The organism is Aestuariibacter salexigens DSM 15300, assembly GCF_000429145.1.
In the GTDB taxonomy this organism is placed as follows: domain Bacteria; phylum Pseudomonadota; class Gammaproteobacteria; order Enterobacterales; family Alteromonadaceae; genus Aestuariibacter; species Aestuariibacter salexigens.
Window position 1 is genome coordinate 232,465 of sequence record NZ_AUBH01000007.1, and the last position, 17,875, is coordinate 250,339.

The 17,875-nt window shown below is 47.8% G+C and carries 18 protein-coding genes; 10 read left to right on the forward strand and 8 right to left on the reverse strand.

Going from position 1 to position 17,875, the window contains the following annotated elements; genetic code table 11:
• Window positions 1-43 precede the first annotated feature (43 nt).
• Entirely contained in the window at window positions 44-760 is a 717-nt protein-coding gene (gene folM / locus G441_RS0112740) for a dihydromonapterin reductase (protein ID WP_026376712.1), read from the reverse strand.
• Between the two features lie 149 nt (window positions 761-909).
• On the opposite strand from folM, the gene folE reads away from it, so the two are divergent.
• Window positions 910-1,554 carry a GTP cyclohydrolase I FolE gene (gene folE / locus G441_RS0112745; protein ID WP_026376713.1) on the forward strand — a complete coding sequence of 215 codons (645 nt, stop codon included), beginning with the start codon at window positions 910-912 and terminating at the stop codon, window positions 1,552-1,554.
• Between the two features lie 60 nt (window positions 1,555-1,614).
• Window positions 1,615-2,787, forward strand: a complete 1,173-nt coding sequence (locus G441_RS19930; protein WP_051275583.1) for a tetratricopeptide repeat protein — start codon at window positions 1,615-1,617, stop codon at window positions 2,785-2,787.
• An 11-nt stretch (window positions 2,788-2,798) separates the two neighbouring features.
• Here the strand turns inward: G441_RS19930 and G441_RS19690 are convergent, their stop codons facing one another.
• Both G441_RS19690 and G441_RS0112760 read right to left on the reverse strand, forming a co-directional pair.
• Window positions 2,799-2,984 carry a hypothetical protein gene (locus G441_RS19690; protein ID WP_026376714.1) on the reverse strand — a complete coding sequence of 62 codons (186 nt, stop codon included), beginning with the start codon at window positions 2,982-2,984 and terminating at the stop codon, window positions 2,799-2,801.
• Window positions 2,985-3,227: 243 nt separating this feature from the next.
• Complete coding sequence (locus tag G441_RS0112760) at window positions 3,228-4,199, reverse strand: aldo/keto reductase (RefSeq protein ID WP_026376715.1); 972 nt, start codon at window positions 4,197-4,199, stop codon at window positions 3,228-3,230.
• Between the two features lie 188 nt (window positions 4,200-4,387).
• Here G441_RS0112760 and G441_RS0112765 point away from each other — a divergent pair, with 188 nt between their 5' ends.
• The 4 genes from G441_RS0112765 to G441_RS0112780 all read left to right on the forward strand — a co-directional run bounded on the left by G441_RS0112765 (window position 4,388) and on the right by G441_RS0112780 (window position 6,665).
• Window positions 4,388-5,062 (forward strand): substrate-binding periplasmic protein, encoded by a 675-nt coding sequence (locus G441_RS0112765; protein WP_169726080.1) that lies wholly within the window; start codon window positions 4,388-4,390, stop codon window positions 5,060-5,062.
• 71 nt (window positions 5,063-5,133) lie between these two features.
• On the forward strand, window positions 5,134-5,652 hold the full coding sequence (locus G441_RS0112770; protein WP_034475103.1) for a lipocalin family protein: 519 nt from the start codon (window positions 5,134-5,136) through the stop codon (window positions 5,650-5,652).
• 92 nt (window positions 5,653-5,744) lie between these two features.
• Window positions 5,745-6,251 carry a DinB family protein gene (locus G441_RS0112775; protein WP_026376718.1) on the forward strand — a complete coding sequence of 169 codons (507 nt, stop codon included), beginning with the start codon at window positions 5,745-5,747 and terminating at the stop codon, window positions 6,249-6,251.
• A 63-nt stretch (window positions 6,252-6,314) separates the two neighbouring features.
• Window positions 6,315-6,665 carry a zinc ribbon domain-containing protein YjdM gene (locus G441_RS0112780; protein WP_026376719.1) on the forward strand — a complete coding sequence of 117 codons (351 nt, stop codon included), beginning with the start codon at window positions 6,315-6,317 and terminating at the stop codon, window positions 6,663-6,665.
• Here the strand turns inward: G441_RS0112780 and G441_RS0112785 are convergent.
• Complete coding sequence (locus G441_RS0112785) at window positions 6,662-7,396, reverse strand: substrate-binding periplasmic protein (RefSeq protein WP_026376720.1); 735 nt, start codon at window positions 7,394-7,396, stop codon at window positions 6,662-6,664. The genes G441_RS0112780 and G441_RS0112785 overlap by 4 nt on opposite strands.
• A 122-nt stretch (window positions 7,397-7,518) precedes the next feature.
• Window positions 7,519-8,751: an acyltransferase family protein gene (locus G441_RS18645; protein ID WP_051275584.1), complete on the reverse strand. Its 1,233-nt coding sequence runs from the start codon at window positions 8,749-8,751 to the stop codon at window positions 7,519-7,521.
• Between the two features lie 119 nt (window positions 8,752-8,870).
• Between G441_RS18645 and G441_RS0112795 the strand changes: the two genes are divergently transcribed.
• On the forward strand, window positions 8,871-9,746 hold the full coding sequence (locus G441_RS0112795; RefSeq protein WP_026376721.1) for a LytR/AlgR family response regulator transcription factor: 876 nt from the start codon (window positions 8,871-8,873) through the stop codon (window positions 9,744-9,746).
• 1 nt (window position 9,747) lies between these two features.
• On the opposite strand, the gene G441_RS0112800 is transcribed toward G441_RS0112795, so the two are convergent.
• The gene (locus G441_RS0112800) at window positions 9,748-11,484 is read right to left on the reverse strand and encodes a lysophospholipid acyltransferase family protein (RefSeq protein ID WP_026376722.1); all 1,737 of its coding nucleotides are present in this window, start codon (window positions 11,482-11,484) and stop codon (window positions 9,748-9,750) included.
• A 148-nt stretch (window positions 11,485-11,632) separates the two neighbouring features.
• Here G441_RS0112800 and pyrC point away from each other — a divergent pair, with 148 nt between their 5' ends.
• The 3 genes from pyrC (at window position 11,633) to dbpA (ending at window position 14,935) form a co-directional block, all read left to right on the forward strand.
• On the forward strand, window positions 11,633-12,670 hold the full coding sequence (gene pyrC, locus G441_RS0112805; RefSeq protein WP_026376723.1) for a dihydroorotase: 1,038 nt from the start codon (window positions 11,633-11,635) through the stop codon (window positions 12,668-12,670).
• Between the two features lie 116 nt (window positions 12,671-12,786).
• On the forward strand, window positions 12,787-13,536 hold the full coding sequence (locus G441_RS0112810; RefSeq protein WP_051275585.1) for a substrate-binding periplasmic protein: 750 nt from the start codon (window positions 12,787-12,789) through the stop codon (window positions 13,534-13,536).
• 13 nt (window positions 13,537-13,549) lie between these two features.
• Window positions 13,550-14,935, forward strand: a complete 1,386-nt coding sequence (gene dbpA / locus G441_RS0112815) for an ATP-dependent RNA helicase DbpA (RefSeq protein ID WP_026376725.1) — start codon at window positions 13,550-13,552, stop codon at window positions 14,933-14,935.
• A 48-nt stretch (window positions 14,936-14,983) separates the two neighbouring features.
• On the opposite strand, the gene G441_RS0112820 is transcribed toward dbpA, so the two are convergent.
• Window positions 14,984-17,056, reverse strand: a complete 2,073-nt coding sequence (locus G441_RS0112820) for a M13 family metallopeptidase (protein ID WP_026376726.1) — start codon at window positions 17,054-17,056, stop codon at window positions 14,984-14,986.
• A 6-nt stretch (window positions 17,057-17,062) separates the two neighbouring features.
• Window positions 17,063-17,857: a class I SAM-dependent methyltransferase gene (locus G441_RS0112825; protein WP_026376727.1), complete on the reverse strand. Its 795-nt coding sequence runs from the start codon at window positions 17,855-17,857 to the stop codon at window positions 17,063-17,065.
• Between the last annotated feature and the right edge of the window lie 18 nt (window positions 17,858-17,875).

The window sequence follows — 17,875 nt, forward strand, 5'->3', positions numbered from 1 at the left end:
TTACGTATAGACTGTGTAACCGACGTGAGGTGAATGACCATTACTACTTTAAATGCCTTCCGCCATCCATATACATGGTACGACCAGTAACGTAATCGCTACTGAGCAAATATTCAACTGCTTTTACTGCCTCCTGTGCGCCCGGACAGGTTTCCAGCAATGATTTGCGCAACGCCTTTTGGCGATATTCTTCGTCATCACCTTCATTAAACATAACTAATGCGGGTGCGACGCTGTTCACTTTTGTTTTCGGTGCCAGAAGTGCGGAAAATGACAGGGTCAAATTGTGCAGAGCAGCTTTGCTGGCGGCATAGGCAATATGTTTTTTGCTGCCCTTGTCTTGCACGAAATCGGTCATATGAATGATGTCAGTGAACCCTTCAGGTGTGTCGAGTAAGTCTCTCAAAGCCATGTTAATCTGATAAGGCGCCTGGACGTGCACCTGGATCATACGCTGCATCAGCGCCGATAAATCACATCCGGGGCGCTCTGCCACCCAGTCTGATGCATTGTGTATGATTGCTCGCAGTCCTTTGGTCTTTGACCTCACGGTTTCAATGCACTTGAGGATGCCCTGGTCGTCCGCGAAGTCTGCATGCAGGGTTACGGCACCGGCGGCTTCGAGTATATCTACACCACTGCGTCTGGATCGATAAGTGACGATCACTGGCTGGTTCTGGGCCAGCAGCGCTTCGGCAATGGCAAACCCGAGACGTTGGGCACCGCCGGTGATCAGGATAGGGTAATCAGATGTGGTCATAATTTACCTGTGGTTTTCTTTTTGTCATTAACGTGCAGAGCTTGGGCTCAGATCAACATTGACGCTCGCCTGCTAGCTTACACGAAAAGTAAACCTTTATACGTCCTTGCTGCGTATAAGCGCCATAAAGTAACGACTGGAAAAAGTAGATGATTTCAGAAGAGGCTATTCTTGTTCGCAGTGCGCTGGAAGCGAAAGGGCTTGAAACGCCAATGCTGGACAGTGGTCTGTCAAATGCCGATAAGCGCCAGAAGATTGAAGCGAGTATGCGCGATATTATGAGCACGCTGGGACTTGATTTGGATGACGACAGTTTGATGGATACGCCAAAGCGTATCGCTAAAATGTATGTGGATGAAATATTCTCTGGTCTTGATTACGCGAACTTCCCCAAGATCACAGCAATTGAAAATAAGATGCAGATTGACCAGCCTGTTCAGGTCTCCGACATTAACCTTACCAGTACCTGTGAACATCATTTTGTGACAATTGATGGTTCAGCGACCGTTGCCTATATCCCCAAGCGCAAGGTTATTGGACTGTCCAAAGTGAATCGCCTGGTGGGTTTCTTTGCACAGCGTCCGCAGGTGCAGGAGCGCCTCACTCAGCAGGTTATGGTGGCGCTGCAAGCGCTAACCGGTACAGAAGACGTTGCCGTGTCCATCAATGCGACACACTATTGCGTGAAAGCCAGAGGGATAAGAGACAATAACTCTTACACACGGACGACATCATTAGGTGGTGCGTTTAAAACAGACGCAATTTTGCGTTCTGAGTTTGTAACCGGACACTGACAAACCCAGAATTTGCAGGTAACCTGCAGACAGGTATCGATGCAACTGTATGCGTGACATATGTTCAGTAGACTGTGTTTGGCGGTTTGGTTTGTTCTGCACCTTTCGGGATGCGCTGTTTATCAGCAACCGGTAGATTCGTCAAAAAAAGCTTACGGCCACACCACTCAGCTTGTCTTGCCAGAAGGGGTGTTTGAGACCGTAGCGGTTGAGTCTGAACACGATATCTTCACTCTGGATGATGTGCAGAAACAGCAGTTCCTTGCATTCTTTTATGCAGCAGAGCGTCAGCACGTACCCAGCCACAAGCGTTTGTATGAATACCTGGAAGCGTCGATAGAAGGTTTTCATTATCGTGGCGAAACCTACAATGCCAGACATGCTTATCATTCAAATGAAGGCAATTGCCTGTCTCTGGCAATATTGACAACGTCGCTTGCCAAGCTTGCGGGGCTGGAAGTGGAGTACCAGAAGGTGAACGCTCCTCCCGTATATCAGCGCCACGGTGACTTGTTGACCATCTCTTCCCATGTGCGAACCTTTGTTTATCAATCAGATTTCGAGTCGCCAGACGGTAGCGTAGTGCTGCGCAAACCCAGAATGGTTATCGATTACTTTCCTCAACGGGGTAATATTTCTGGCGGACAGGTCACTTATCACGATTTCGTTTCGATGTATTATCAGAACCTTGCAGCCGAGGCGATGGTTGAAAACGAAAACCATACTGCATACAGCTTGCTTAAACGTGCCCATACAATCTCGCCACGCAATCCTGAAACATTAAATTCGTTGGCGGTATTACACAGACGGGCAGGGTATGAAAATGCAGCCTTGCAGATTTACCGGTATGCACAACAGCACAGTGCAGGGTCAGTCAATCTCATCAGTAACTTTGCGACCCTTCTAGAAAAGCAAGGTGACAAGGACGGTGCAGCAAATTTACGTGAATCCATTCAGCACATAGAAGATGACAATCCATATCAGTGGCTGGACATTGGCGAAGCACACTTGTCCAAGGGAGAATTGAGGCTGGCGACAAAATACTTTTCTCGAGCCGTTGAAAATGCGCCATACCTGCATGAAGGACACTTTGGATTAGCAAAGGCGTATTTAAGTTTGGGTAAAACGGGACATGCGCACAAGGCGCTCAAGAAGGCGTATGAACTTGCAGCGTTCACGCCTGAGCAACATTTGTATCAGGCCAAACTTAGTATATTAGAAACCCGATATTAAGCCCTGTCAGTTCAGTCTTCATCACAGCTGGCAATGACATTTAATGAATCATTGGGGCCATCAGCACATATCACATCAACAGGATGCTTGCAGCGAGCGCAGGTAAAGATGTGCTCATGATACATTTCTTTAATCGTTTCGCACTCTACCGTATTGTCATGGAAACAATGCGGGCATCTGAATTCGACTTTATCCACAGTGCATGATCTCCTGATGGCTACACTATTAATCGTAGTCGCTGCCAGCGTATTGCGCGAATAGAATTGGCAAATATTCCTACGTAGTTAATGGCGTGAGCTACAAATAAAAATGCCCGACACGAATGCCGGGCTAATAAGGGTGAGAGCATTAATACGGGCTGCGTATTAACTGATAAACACTATATCGCTTTCCAGTCTGATGTTTGTTTCTGAATTGTTTCTGAGTAAAAAAATATGCGTTCAGGGTAGTCTTGCCCCTCTGGCAGTAACATAGAGTTGATACCAATGCTCTCTGCTAAGTGTTATATCCAGTGCTTTAACGCACGCTTTGATTCTGTCAGGGCGAGTGCTGCCCAAGACAGGCTGAATATTAGCGGGATGACGTAACAGCCACGAAAGAACGATGGCATCAGCAGATACCTTGTATTCATCAGCCAGATGGCTGACAAGTTTGGCTGTTTGCTTGACGGTTTCTGGTTCATTGCTGGTATCTTTGCCGGAAAACTTGCCCTGGCACAGGCTGCCCCATGATTGCAGCTGTATACCATGGCTCTGGCAGTATTCCAGCGTGCCAGCAGTAAAATTGATATCCACGCCCTGTCTGTTGCCAGCGGTAACCCCTTCATCAAGCCAGTCTAGATGCCCCAGGCTAAGTTCTAGTTGATTAACGATAATGGGTAAATCAAGCGCCTCTTGCAGATAGGAGATCTGGTGCCAGTGCATATTCGATACGCCAATATGTCTGACTTTCCCATGCTTTACCAAGTCTTGTAATGCACGGGCAAGTTCGTCTCTGTCCGTCAGCGGATCAGGTCGGTGCAGGATGAGTATATCAAGATAGTCGGTATGTAAACGCTGTAGACTTCCCTCTACGGACTGCTCTACCCACTGCGCTGAAAAATCATATCGTTTGGGGCCGCTGTCGTCGTCAAAGCGAATACCGCACTTAGATTGTAAGTATAGTTCCTGACGACGGGATGGATGGCGCTTGAATACTTCACCGAAAACCTGTTCGGCTTTACCCAGCGTGTAAATATCTGCGTGGTCGAAGATTTTAACACCCACCTCAGTACATACATCAATCAATTCAGACGCCTGACTGATATGCTGTTGTGTAATTGCTGAGTTATCCCATTCGCCACCAAGATGCATGCAGCCGGAAACGAGTCTGCAACTGTCAGGCAGATAGTGCTGCAAGGCGTGAGTCGTCATCATGTTTACCTTTCACTTGTCATCAAACACCACAGTGTAGTGCTTATTGAAGTGAAGATGCAGTGAATACGATTGCGGTGGTTGAATATCATAAGCCAGAGCGCATTGTGTTCTGCTTATTGGCTGGTCTACACTAGTGGCAAACGTTATTAAAGAGTCGTTGGCAACTTGTTTTGATTCGTGTTGTTTTGTACATAGTATCTGTGTGTTTTTGTGTAAGCAGTGTAGCTAATTCGTCTCGGTCGCTGACCTGGGGATACGTTAATTTTGCGCCTTACCATTACGATGTTGATGGAAAAGTACAGGGGCTTATCGCAGACCGTGTTGAGCGCCTGTTTAAGCAGGTCGATCTTCACTACAATGCAGTGGAGCTGCCGGCAAAGAGGGCACAGTTGTATATCGAGCAGGGTAAAGTTGACTTTAGTACAGTGATCGATTCATTTATTCCAACGCCCGAAAAGTTTTTTAAAAGCGATGCTCCCGTTTACACCATTAAACTCGGTGCGATTTGTTTGCAGCCCAACTTATCTATTTCCTCATTCTCTGATTTGAAGCGTTATCCCGTGATTCTGATTTCAGGCTACACGTACGGGACGGATAAAACCTTTACCAGAAAAGACGGATACCAAATCACGGTGGAAGCGCAGACTCATGAAAATGCCATTAAGGCATTAATTTTCGAGCGGGGAGAGTGTGTACTGGGTTATTACGGACCTTTTCAGTATGAAAATGCCAAGTATCCGGAGCAACAATTCCACTTCTATCAAATCCAGCAGCTGCCGGTACATTTGTTCTTGAGTAAAGATGCGCCCGGCGCAGAATCTATAATCACAACGATAAATCGCATTGCAGAGAATTTGTAAATACATGTTCTCTGGTCATTTTGCGCACCCATGCTGTACTCCTAGTGAGTGAAACCTTTGAGAATTTTATTATGCTAAAACGCAGCCTGTTGAGTCTGGTGTGTATAGTGTTAGCCAGCTGTACTTCCGTGCCAGAGAACGTCAGCCCGATTAATAACTTTCAACTTAATCGTTACTTAGGAACCTGGTACGAAATAGCCAGGCTGGACCATCCTTTCGAACGAGGACTTGAGCAGATATCGGCCACCTACACTGTGCGTGATGATGGTGGCATCGACGTGTTGAATAAAGGTTTCGACACCGAAAAAGGTGAGTGGAGAGAAGCAAAGGGTAAAGCGTATTTCGTGGAAGATGCCAGCATTGGCCATTTAAAAGTGTCTTTCTTTGGTCCCTTTTATGCGAGCTATGTGATCGCTGAACTCGATCAGGATGATTACCAATATGCGTTGGTGACAGGACCAGATACTGACTACATGTGGATCTTATCACGCACACCTGAGCTCGCACCTGATACGCTTGAAAAATTGCAAATTAAGGCTAAACAATGGGGCTTTGCGGTTGATGAGTTGATTTTCGTCAGTCATCAGTGACATGCTTAACATTGTGAAAGAAAGCCGGTCGTCGCCGGGTCTCACCATCAAAGCAGACTCCGATGTGGGTAAAGCGGGTTATCAGGTAAAACATGATAAAAGATCACGTCGACGTCGTTAATCAGGCGGTCCAGCTATTAACGAACATCACTGATGAGCACTACACAGACGTCAATTCAGTACTGTTCGAGGCGAGCATAGGACAGCATATTCGTCACATTACCGACCATTATCTAGCATTGTTGTCCAGTGAGCGAAGCCAGTCAGTTAATTATAATACGCGACACAGAGAGTCTCCGGTCGCCAGTGAGGTTGATGCTGCACTTAATGTTCTGCAACGCATACGGCAATGGCTGCTGACATTAAGCGATGCTCAACTTGATGCGCCGTTAACTGTCATATCAGAAGTTTCTTTGTCTGATCAGTCTGATGAGCATGTGTACTCTTCGCTGGGCCGAGAATTAATGTTTGTATCCAGCCACGCTATCCATCATTTTTCGATGATTGCGATTATGCGAAGATATCAGGGTGTCGACGTTGCTGACGGATTGGGTGTTGCGCCTGCGACACTCAGTCATGTGCGACGTGCGGCGGGGTAAATCGCGTTTCCAGCCTTCCGTCAACCTGTTAGACTTGCGCCACGAAAATGTAGAGACTTGCTCATGTCATCCTTACCTCCATGTCCGAAATGTCAGTCCCAATATGTTTATCAGGACGCCAATTTGTTTATCTGTCCAGAATGCGGATTTGAGTGGACTGACGCAGACCAGCAGAGTGCCAGTGAGCAGGGGATAACCGATGCCAATGGCAACCTGTTGGCGGATGGCGACACCGTTACCGTAATCAAAGACCTGAAAATTAAGGGCTCTTCATCTGTGGTGAAAGTCGGCACCAAGGTAAAAAACATCCGGCTACTTGACGCGGACCACAGCAAAGACGGTCATAACATTGATTGTAAAATCGATGGGCTAGGCGCGATGAAGCTGACGTCTAAATATGTCAAAAAGACCTAGTTTGCGGTAGGGGATAGGGGCGGCCAGCCATTCAGATTACTGTATTTGACCAGTAACTGTCCGTATATCCTTTCTCTGACAATCTTCGATACATCCCATACCTGTTCACTTAAGAGCGGGTGATGCTCATAAAATTCATCCGCTATCATGATGAAATATGACTTCTCTGATATCGAAGGCATTAGTTGGGTTACTCCTTTATCCAAGTATGGGATGCCATTGAATTGGTTGGTGATAACTGCCGCAACCCTACCTCTGGCTAACATATCGAATGCCTGCTGTGGACGACTTACTTCATACACTCGGGTGTTTCTTTCATTTAACCAGCTGCGGATAGAAGCGCCTATTTCTATCGCTACGGGTAATCTGTCGTGCACAGTAAACGCGTCTCCGTTCCAGTCCACAGCACCTTTATCGATTACAAATGCCTCATAGGTGTCGCTTTTAAGCCTGCGAGCATGGTCGATGTCGCCATCACGTGTCGGATATTTACCGTATTTTTCCCTATCTGCCCGATAGCTGGCGACATTAAACATGTCTACTTCATGGTTTCTGAGTAATACCAGGCAGCGAGGAAACGGTGCTCTTACCCATTCAATGACGAACCCTAACTCTTCTGCGATAGCCTCATGAAGCTCAATATTGATACCAGGTAGAGAGCTGCTTTCTTCTCCCGGTGCTCTCCAGAGTGGAAATAAGTCATTATTCATCAGGCAGGTGCGCACTGTCATAGCGTCAGCCGCAGATGCTGACGTCGCTATGAGGATCAGAAACAATAATAGGAACTTCAAATCAAACAGAAATTTTTCGACTCTTGTTCATTAAGATTAGGATTTCACGCACTTGCATACCATTAAACTTTCGATTGATTTTCAATGCTCCCGTACGGCTGATAATCATTATTGAGGTGCGTTGAAACTCGTTTTGGTAGGCCAAATAAAAACCTCAGGACAGTAATTCGCCGAATTATTTCATAGCCAAACACGCACCCCATCGCCGTTAACATGATGATTAATGCACTCTCAATTGATGCTGGCAATGCCAGTGGTAGCAACCACATTGCAAGCAGGATAATCAAGGTCTGATGGAGGATATAGCACGGTAATATCGCATTATTCAGGTAACGCAATGTTGCGCTTGGCTTATTCAGATAGTGCCCGGCAAAACCAATCGCCGCGCCTATCCAGCCAATACTGTTGGCAGCAACAATTAACGAATAAGACAATTTCACGGTTTCATATTGCTGATACCACTGGGCAAAAAGCGGAAATGCCCCGTTTCGGTCTGCAATAAAAAATGCGTAAGTGATAACACCCGTTATTAGCAGCCGTCTACGGTGCTGGATAGCGCTGGACCATACCTGTGGCAGCTTTACCAGGGTATATCCGGCCAGCATAGCGAGAAAATAACGTGCATGATTATACCAGTCATCCAAAAGTGCGTGGGTTGTCGGAAAGTCTGCTCGTAGTATCCGGGCAGCGCAAAACAGCAGTAACATTGCCGCAATGAAATACCAGCCTTGAGTTCGCTGGATATAGCGATCACTGATGACAATATCGATAATTGGACGTAGCGCCAGCAGCACAATCGAGTAACAAAACAGGTAAGGTAGATACCACAGATGGTTCCAAGTCAGCAGGCCAATAGGAGACGGCTTGTGCGGAGCAAGTTGAGTGTTAAGGTTTACGTATTCACCGAGAAACGTAACGTAAGTTCCATCAAATAACTGCGATTGTCGCAGCTCGAAGTAAAGTTGTGGCGGTACAATCACCAGCATGCCAAAAATTAACGGTATAAGAATACGCTTGCTACGTACCTTGATAAGTTGCGGGGCGCTGTATTTGTGTTGAATCAACGCTAATGTCATGCCCGATACAACAAACAACAAACTCATACGCCATGGATTGGTCAGGATCATCAGTTCCTGCAATAAAACGCTTTGCTGTAGGCTTTTTACATGCCAGCCCCAGTCGGCGACATAGTACATGCCGACGTGATAAAAGATCAGTATGATGAAAGCTAGGCTGCGCACCCAGTCGACGTCGTAACGCCGCCCGCAGGAAATGAATGGATTGTCGGTTTGCATGTGGATACTCGATGGTTTATGCCTGGCCTAAGAGTCGTGTAGATGCATGGCGATTTTCCAGTGCTGGATGACGAACTGATGAGCGTTGGTGATAAGCGGTGGCTTTGAGGGATAAAAAAATGAACACATTGTGGATTCATAAGCTGGACAGACACCCGCAGCTTTACGGTTTTTGCGCGTTCGCTCTATACGTTCTCATCAATAACACTATCAATGCTACGTCTGAATGGATGGAAGCAAACCGCGGTGGTGAACCGGCGATTGCCTTATGGGAACCTTTTTGTTGGGAATATACCAGCGCGTTGAGTACCTTTCTGCTGTTGCCATTGCTTGTATTATGGTTTCGCCGCTACCCTCCTCGTTTTACCGGCATTGTCACTCAAGTCGTCGCACATCTTATTGGCACCTTAATATTTTCAGCATTACACATATTTTTCATGGTGGTCATGAGAAAAGCGGTCTATCACTTCGTCGGAGGGCACTATAACTTTGGCGATGTAGGAATGGAGTTCTTGTATGAATACAGAAAAGACGCCTGGGGATATGTGCTGGTTTACGTCCTGTTTCATGTGTTTCAGTTTGTCTATCGCCGACTAAAAGGAGATGCTTCTCTTATTGCAGAAGAGGGTGAAGAGAGTGAAGACTTACAAACAGAAAACAAGTCCAGTTGCCCGGAACACCTTTTGGTGAAAAAACTGGATAAAGAGTTTCTGGTCAAAGTCGCTGACATTGAATATCTGGAATCGGCCGGAAATTACGTCAATTTACACAGTAAAGGACGTATTTATCCCTTCCGCGGTACGCTGGGGACGCTGACTGAACGGCTCGCACAGAAAGGGTTTCATCGTATACATCGCTCACTGAGTATCAATATCCATTTCGTGCAAAGTATCGAGGCTAAACCGAGTGGGGATGCCGTTGTGACATTACAATCGGGTGTCAATGTCAATATGTCCCGACGTTATCGGGATGGGTTTAAACAGCTTATGAGTTGAGCTAGCTACGATAAAACTGCTGAAAACCGTTACCCATATACAATTTCATCAGTTTTACAGGAGCGTTATCGAGATCAACACTTAATAATAGTCCGGGCGTATCGTTAAAATTTTTATCCAGTCCCAAAGCATGAAACCGTGCGCCCAGTTTCATGTAGTGTCGCAATAACACGGGGATATCCTTCCCATCCGTCTCAATGCCAGCCAATAATGCACTGAGGTCACTTGTCATATCATTGGAGTTGACGGCATCCCGACACTCCGGGTGTAAGTCGAACATAAAAGGGAAGCGCGGGTTCACGTTGTCAGGGTGCTGGACCAGTATTTCTCTTATCAGCGCGACGCTGCGTGGATCGTACAGTTTGCTTAATGACACCGTGCCATACAGTGTGCGATAGCAAGGAAACTTACACACAAATGCGCCGATTCCCCGCCATAGAAGATACAGACCCTGATAGCTTCGTTGGTATTCAGGTATAAGAAAAGAGCGGCCGAGCTCCAGGCAGGGTTGCTGCTGGTTAATAAAATCGGGCTGAAAATCAAACATTCGTGACAGGTATAAACCGTCAAGCCCTTGCTTTTTGAGCAAATGGTCCGTCTGGCCCATTCGATAAGCACCGATAAGCCGACGTGACTTACGGTCATATGCAAACAACTGTGTGTACGTTGCATCAAAATGGTCAGTATCGATTGGCGCACCGCTGCCTTCATTATGCTGACGAAAAACCAGCTCTCTTAGTCTGGCAATATCCCGAACCGTGTTTGGAAGCTGCTGCTGCGTGCCGTAATACACGGCAAAGTGTTTATAGTCGAACAGGTGCTGGTGCGCTGGCAGCAACGCGAGCTCACGCTCAATGGTATCTGTACAGACAGGGGCAGCCAGCGGTTGATGCTGGGTTACTGCATCAGGTGGCCAGCTGTAGCGCCACTGTGGCGACTGTGCATAGCACAACGCACGGCATACAACAGTATGATGAATACTGTCAGCTTGTTTGCAAAGCTTCTCTGACGGTACAGGTGAACCGCAGGCAATTGAGATGGTCGCACCTTGTTTATTAAGAAGTTCTCTGGCCAGCATCAACAGTCTGAAGCGGTAATAAACACGTCCCAGACGATAGAACAATGGACTATTAAGGCCGTCGACAAAAACCGGCAAAAACGCTGCCTGTGTGCGCTGGATAAGGGTCCCTGTAATCCGGTTCCAGTGATGATCGGTGATGCGTCCTTTATCTTGTCGAAAATAGGAAACCCGCCCGGCAGGAAATATCAGCAGGGCGCCCTGCTGTTTCAGGTGTTTGACAGACTGACGCAAAGACGCGGCGTTTTTGGGATTACCCTCGGCCAGAGGATCGGTGTAAATGAAGTAATCATTCAGCTCAGGGAATAGCTTTAGACCCTGATTGGCCAGCACTTTTAAATCGGGTCGCACGGTTGCGATATATCTGGCCAAAATCACCCCCTCCAGACCACCAAATGGATGATTGCTGGCGATCAGCAAGGGCCCGCTGCGGGGTATTTTCTCGGTCAGTGCCTCTAGTCCTTGCAGGTTTATATCCAATATCTGCAACAGTCGGTCAGCAAAGTCCTCTTTACTCAGGCCCTGCATATTGTGTTGTCGATAAAGAGCATCCATACGTCGGATACCCAGAAGCGAATCAACCAGACTTATCACGAATCGGGTTGCTCTCCCTCGACGGGATGATGCAATGAGATTTAGCAGACTAATGCGCTGAGACATGGCGTGAAGGGTCTATGCTTTTAGTGGATTAATTCAGGACTATGAATAAGTAAAATACTGCAAACGTGCAATAAAGCCCAGATGGTATTTCTCAGCAGAGCTGCAATCAGGCATAATGCGCAGGTTTGGTTACTTGGGTCAGATCATTATGCAAACACTCACCATTACTTCACCAGATGACTGGCATCTGCATTTCCGCGATGGCGATATGTTAAAAGAGACGGTACCTGCAACGGCGCGCTGTTTTAAACGTGCTATCGTGATGCCGAATCTTGTTCCGCCGGTGGTGAATGCGCAAATGGCGACGGAGTATAAGCAGCGGATCATGGAGGCGGTGCCTGCAGGAGCCGAGTTTGAACCCCTGATGACACTGTATTTGACTAATCAAACGACGCGACAGGATATTAAAGACGCCAGGGCTGCCGGGGTAACGGCGTGTAAGCTCTACCCAGCTGGTGCCACGACCAACTCAGACGCCGCGGTAGAAGGCATTGACGCGTTGTTTCCGGTATTTGAAGAAATCATGCAGCAAAACATGTTGTTATTGGTCCATGGTGAAGTGACTGAGGCTGAGATTGATATCTTTGACCGTGAAAAAGCGTTCATCGACAAATATCTGCAAAAGATTGTCAGCACATTTACCGACCTCAGAGTCGTGTTTGAACACATCACCACCAAAGATGCCGTTGATTTCGTTGTGGCCAGCTCTGATAACGTGGCGGCAACTATTACGCCTCAGCATTTGTTGCTTAATCGCAATGATTTGCTGGTGGGCGGGATCAGGCCTCATAACTACTGCCTGCCGGTGCTGAAACGTAATACGCATCAGCAGGCGTTACGAAATATTGTCGCCAGCGGCTCGCCCAAGTTCTTCCTGGGCACAGATTCTGCGCCACACGAGCAGCACAAAAAGGAAAATGCCTGCGGCTGCGCTGGCTGTTACAGTGCGTGGAGCGCGATTGAGCTTTATGCTCACGTGTTTGAAGAGCTCGGCGCACTGGATAAACTGGAAGGGTTTGCCAGCCATTACGGGCCTGATTTTTATGGTTTGCCGCGTAACACATCAACCCTCACACTGATTAAACAGGAATGGCAGATCCCAACTTCCATCACACCGCCAAGCGGTGAGCCTATTGTACCGTTTTTTGCTGGTGAAACAGTGAGTTGGAAACTGCAGCAAAGTTGACGTTTTGTATAGCATGTAAAGCAGGGACGAGACACTTCAGGATAGAAATTCGCCAGTGGCGCTGGCTGGTGGCGTCGCTGTGCTTGTGTTTTTTCTTACGAGCACAAAGCAATACGATGCAAATAGACGGTAACGAATACTGGGTCTTAACCAACCTTGAGCCACCGTTTAGTCAGTTGGATGAAAGAGGTCGGCCTACCGGATACACCGTTGAATTAGTGGAAGGGATCCTCAACTACGCTGGGGTCGACCAGATGGTGTTAGCGGCGCCCTGGGAACGTATTCTCAAAGAGGCGCGGGTTAAGCCTAATGTGTTTGTCTTTGCGTTAGCCAGAACGCCGGAAAGAGAATCCCAATATCATTGGATAACGCCGATAACCGCAAACGTATACGGGATCTATGGGCGTGCAGCAGAAAATAAGTTCAGGGTCCTGTCTGACGTGTCAGAGTTCGGCTCGGTCGCTGTGCTCAAAGGTGATTTTAGAGAAGCAATTCTGCGCGCTGCGGATATCGATGTTAAGACATATCCTACCTGGCTCGATGCCGTTGATGCTCTGGTCGAAAAGCAGGTAGACGGGCTATTTTTTTCCGATTTCGGGTTGGTTTTGTTTTGTCGAAGATTGCAAAAAGCGTGTAGCGATCTCAAACGGTTATATACCTACGAACTGGTCACCACGTATCTGGTTATGTCAAAACTGGACAGTAGTGGCAGCGAAGTTAAACATTTTCAGGATGCGGCTAAAGCATTTAAGGCCACCAGTGATTATCAGTCGATAGTGGACAAGTGGCTAACTATCTATCAACAGGACCAGGTTGGCCCGATGCATGAAGCAAACGGCGTAGTAAATCTTTGGTCTAAAAAGTAACGAGAAATACACGATGAGTCTTGCCTCGCAACTTGCGGCGTTGAATCTTATTACGCCATTGCAGCAGCAACTCCTTGAAATGGGGTTTGCCGAGCTGACGCCCGTGCAGCAGCAAGCAATTCCTGAGATCCTCAAGCATCGGGATGTGATGGCGAAAGCGGCGACCGGTAGTGGCAAGACACTGGCATTCGCGATTGGTATTTTACAGCGACTGGACGTTGAGGTGCCGTTTCCCCAGGCGTTGGTACTTTGTCCTACCCGTGAACTTGCCGAGCAGGTGGCTAATAGCATCAGACAGCTGGCCCGTAAACTGTCCAACACCAAGGTGCAGGTTATTTGTGGTGGTACGCCTATTGGTCCACAAATTCAGTCACTTAAACATGGCTCCCACATCATCGTCGCGACGCCGGGCAGGTTGCTGGCTCACCTGAGAAAGCGACGGATAAACCTGAATGCTTTGCAGCAGGTCGTGCTAGATGAAGCTGACCGCATGTTGGACCTTGGTTTTGAGCAAGATCTTATTGATATCATGGGGATGTTGCCCGTACGGCGGCAGACCCTGCTGTTTTCTGCAACATTTCCAAGCGCTATAGAGCCGGCCTGTCAGCAGTGGCTGCAAGAACCAATAAGTATTGATGTAACTGATACTCAATCAGCACCGGACATCGAATTTCTCAGCTTTCATAATCAGCAAAGTCGCAAAGCTAACGCTGTGGCAGCGATATTGAGTGAATTTCAACCGAGTTCTGCAATACTGTTTTGCCCAACCAAACAGATGGCAAGAGACCTTGCCGCTGATTTACAGGAGATGCACATTGCCTGTATGGCCTTGCATGGCGATATGCAGCAAGCGGCGCGAAGTGACGTGCTGGCGTGTTTTGCCAATGGCAGTTGCAACCTATTGATAGCGACAGACGTTGCAGCCCGTGGACTCGATATTGAGCACGTTGACATGGTGCTGAATGTCACGGTGCCGGATAATCAGGAGACCCTTGTTCACAGAGCTGGTCGCACAGCCCGGGCAGGCGCCAGCGGCCGCTGTGTGACACTAGTTGAAGACCATGAACAGCCAACATGGCGCAGGTGTTGTGAAGAGCTGGCAATAGACGCAAAACCTAAAGGTATCGCTAGCTTACGATTTCATTTAAACCGCATTGTCACGCCTGACTTAGTGACGCTATACCTTGACGCCGGTAAGAAAGCTAAACTCAGGCCTACAGATATTCTTGGCGCACTCAGCAAAGAGGCTGAGGTGCCAGCTGAAGATATTGGTAAAATTCAGATCGCAGCGAATCACTCCTACGTGGCAATTAAGCTACGCAGTGTGAAACGAAGCATGAAATTTCTGCGTGAAAACAGGCTGAAAGGAAAAAAAGTGCGAGCCCGAAAGCTGCGATAGCTGACGGATATTCCGTAGCACGCGATGACGCGCGCTACGGAAATTTTATTACCAGATTTTTACCCGTTCTTCCGGTGCCAGATACAACGCATTCTGAGGCGTAACATCGAATGCCTCGTAGAACTCAGGCACATTGCGCAGCGGTCCATTGGTTCTGAACACGGCTGGCGAATGAGGATCGGTGTTCACCTGATTGCGTAGCGCTTCATCACGGTACTTACTGGCCCAAACCTGAGCGAAGCCGATGAACACACGTTGATCACCAGTGAACCCATCTAACACAGGGGCAGGCTCGCCTTGCAGCGACAGCTTGTAGGCTTTGTGAGCAATACTGATACCGCCCAGGTCGCCGATATTTTCACCAAGTGTGAATTCGCCGTTGACGTTGAGGCCTTCCATGACTTCGAATTGATCATATTGGGCAACAAGTTTGCCAGTGCGCTTTTCAAACTCTTGTTTATCGGCATCTGTCCACCAGTTACGTAGCACGCCGTCACCGTCAAACGTACTTCCAGAGTCGTCGAAACCGTGGCCAATTTCATGGCCTATTACCGCACCAATGCCTCCATAGTTGACCGCATCGTCAGCCTGCATGTTGAAAAACGGCGGTTGCAAAATGGCAGCGGGGAACACGATTTCGTTCATTGGCGGATTGTAATAAGCATTTACCGTCTGAGGTGTCATCTGCCACTCGGTCTTGTCTACAGGACCGCCCTGTTTATCCAGCATTTGCTGATATTGGGCATCTGCCGAGCGCATCAGATTGCCAAACAGATCATCTTCAGCAACGGTTAGAAGTGAATAATCACGCCATTTGTCAGGGTAACCAATCTTGGGCGTAAACTTAGCCAGTTTGTCCAGTGCCTGCGCTCGTGTTTCGTCGGTCATCCAGTCCAGTTCTTTGATACTTTGCTCATAGGCTTTAAGCAGGTTAGCGACCAGTTCTTCCATACGAGCTTTGGCTTCTGGTGGGAAATGCTGCTTAACATATACTTTGCCGATGATCTCACCAACATGGGCGTTTAACAGACTCACTGCGCGACGCCACTGCGGCTCCTGCTCTTCTACACCCCTTAATACAGCGCCGTAAAATGCGAAATTCGCCTTATCCAGCTCTTCACTTAGGCGTGTGGCACTTGCATTCAACAGGCCCCACTTCAGATAGGTTTTCCAGTCTTGCAGAGATACAGACTGGATGATGCCATCAAGCTCACGCATATAGTCCATTTGAGTTACAACCAGTCCATCAAGATCCGTTAGCTGTGCCTCTTGCAGATAGGCAGACCAGTTGAAATTCGGCATCAGCTCGTTGAGTTCAGCCACCGGCACTTTGTTATAGAGCGCCACCATGTTTCTGGTTTGCTCTTTTTTCATGTGCTGTTCGGCAAGCCGGGTCTCCAGTGCCATGATCATATCCGCACTTGCCTGTGGCGACTCGAAACCTGCCAGTTCAAACATGCGTGCGATATGCTCAACGTAGGCATTGCGAATCTCAACGCTGGCGTCGTCCTCGTTGAAATAATATTCACGCTCAGGCAGGCCAAGGCCAGCCTGCCAGCTGTAAATCATATAGGTTGATGGGTCTTTGAAATCGACGTACTGGGCGGTATTGAATGGTGCGCCGAAGCCGTATTTGCTGGCTCGGGCAAAATACGCTGCCAATGCATCATAGCTGTCAATGTTATCGATAAGCTCAAGCTGGGGCTTGAGTGGTGCTATGCCCAATGCATTACGAGCCTCATTATCCATATAAGAGCGATATAAATCGCCGACCTTTTGCTCATCGCTACCATCGGCAAAGTCACCTTCAGCTGATGAGCGGATGATGTTCATTACATCGTCTTGTGCTTCGTCTCGTAAAATAACAAAGCTGCCGTAACTGGATTTGTCTGCGGGTATAGTGAGATTATCGACCCAAGCACCATTTACATAGCGGAAAAAGTCATCGCCGGGATGCACTGAGGTATCCATATTTTCAACATAGACGCCAGAATCCAACTGCGTCACAGGGGCCTGTTCATCGCTGGTTGCCGACTGAGGTGTCGTTGTCTCAGGTGCAGGGCTACAGGCTACCAGACCGCCTAATGCGAGTGCGGTAACAATCGTGTGTTTTCTAAACATAGTGTGTTACTTCTTTGCGAATTTAAAAATGAAACGGTCAGTTTTACCCCTGAGCGCCGGGTCAAACACTGACTTCGTGTAATCGTCGTCAGCATTAGCAAGGTAATAGGCTTGCTCGACCAGTCTAAACCCAGATTGAGAAAATTGGTATTTGACTCTTTTCGGATCAATACGATGCAGCGTATTTGATGCTTCATCTCCTGATCCTGCTTGCCCGATATGGTCGATAACGACAAAAACGCCGTCGTCCTTGAGTATGCGATGGATCGTGCTTAACGCAGCTTGATAATCTACCGCCTCTGACCTCAATACAACGGTTTCACCGTCACGTTCATAATCGGTAAAAAACAAATCGTGATAGCTTAATGAGGCAAATGCGAGGTCAACACTTTTGTCTGTCAGAGCAATGGCCTCAACGGCCACATTGTCCAGACGTTCAACATTACTCAGTCGATTATCTTGCGTGCGTGTTTGTAAGTCTTTCTGTGCAAATGGGAAATAAATTTCATCATTGTGCATGTACACCTTGCCACTGTCGCCTACTGCCAGCGATAGCAGTTCCGTGTACCAACCATCACCGGCATTCATGTCAAGCACCGTGTAGCCCCTTTGTACGTCAGAAAATGTCAGAACGTTGGCAGGCTGTCGGGCTGCGTCTCTTGCCTTGTCGGCGTCAGAACGTTCGGGATGGGCAAGAATATTGAGTATATCCTGAGTCGTTAGCGGTGTGGTTGAGTGGTTGTCTGCGTTGACGCCCCCAGACAGGAGCGCAGCAGCAAGAAGCGGAAGCATCCGTTTCATAAAAATCCTTAAAGCGCG

What these genes read in the sequence shown, in the direction of transcription:
- G441_RS0112820 (WP_026376726.1), bottom strand. Translation starts at nt 17,056, where the DNA reads ATGTTTAGAAAACACACGATTGTTACCGCACTCGCATTAGGCGGTCTG.
- pyrC (WP_026376723.1), top strand. Translation starts at nt 11,633, where the DNA reads ATGCAAACACTCACCATTACTTCACCAGATGACTGGCATCTGCATTTC.
- G441_RS18645 (WP_051275584.1), bottom strand. Translation starts at nt 8,751, where the DNA reads ATGCAAACCGACAATCCATTCATTTCCTGCGGGCGGCGTTACGACGTC.
- G441_RS0112770 (WP_034475103.1), top strand. Translation starts at nt 5,134, where the DNA reads ATGCTAAAACGCAGCCTGTTGAGTCTGGTGTGTATAGTGTTAGCCAGC.
- G441_RS0112800 (WP_026376722.1), bottom strand. Translation starts at nt 11,484, where the DNA reads ATGTCTCAGCGCATTAGTCTGCTAAATCTCATTGCATCATCCCGTCGA.
- G441_RS19930 (WP_051275583.1), top strand. Translation starts at nt 1,615, where the DNA reads ATGTTCAGTAGACTGTGTTTGGCGGTTTGGTTTGTTCTGCACCTTTCG.
- folE (WP_026376713.1), top strand. Translation starts at nt 910, where the DNA reads ATGATTTCAGAAGAGGCTATTCTTGTTCGCAGTGCGCTGGAAGCGAAA.
- folM (WP_026376712.1), bottom strand. Translation starts at nt 760, where the DNA reads ATGACCACATCTGATTACCCTATCCTGATCACCGGCGGTGCCCAACGT.
- G441_RS0112780 (WP_026376719.1), top strand. Translation starts at nt 6,315, where the DNA reads ATGTCATCCTTACCTCCATGTCCGAAATGTCAGTCCCAATATGTTTAT.
- G441_RS0112760 (WP_026376715.1), bottom strand. Translation starts at nt 4,199, where the DNA reads ATGACGACTCACGCCTTGCAGCACTATCTGCCTGACAGTTGCAGACTC.
- G441_RS0112775 (WP_026376718.1), top strand. Translation starts at nt 5,745, where the DNA reads ATGATAAAAGATCACGTCGACGTCGTTAATCAGGCGGTCCAGCTATTA.
- G441_RS0112810 (WP_051275585.1), top strand. Translation starts at nt 12,787, where the DNA reads ATGCAAATAGACGGTAACGAATACTGGGTCTTAACCAACCTTGAGCCA.
- G441_RS0112785 (WP_026376720.1), bottom strand. Translation starts at nt 7,396, where the DNA reads ATGACAGTGCGCACCTGCCTGATGAATAATGACTTATTTCCACTCTGG.
- G441_RS0112825 (WP_026376727.1), bottom strand. Translation starts at nt 17,857, where the DNA reads ATGAAACGGATGCTTCCGCTTCTTGCTGCTGCGCTCCTGTCTGGGGGC.
- G441_RS0112795 (WP_026376721.1), top strand. Translation starts at nt 8,871, where the DNA reads ATGAACACATTGTGGATTCATAAGCTGGACAGACACCCGCAGCTTTAC.
- dbpA (WP_026376725.1), top strand. Translation starts at nt 13,550, where the DNA reads ATGAGTCTTGCCTCGCAACTTGCGGCGTTGAATCTTATTACGCCATTG.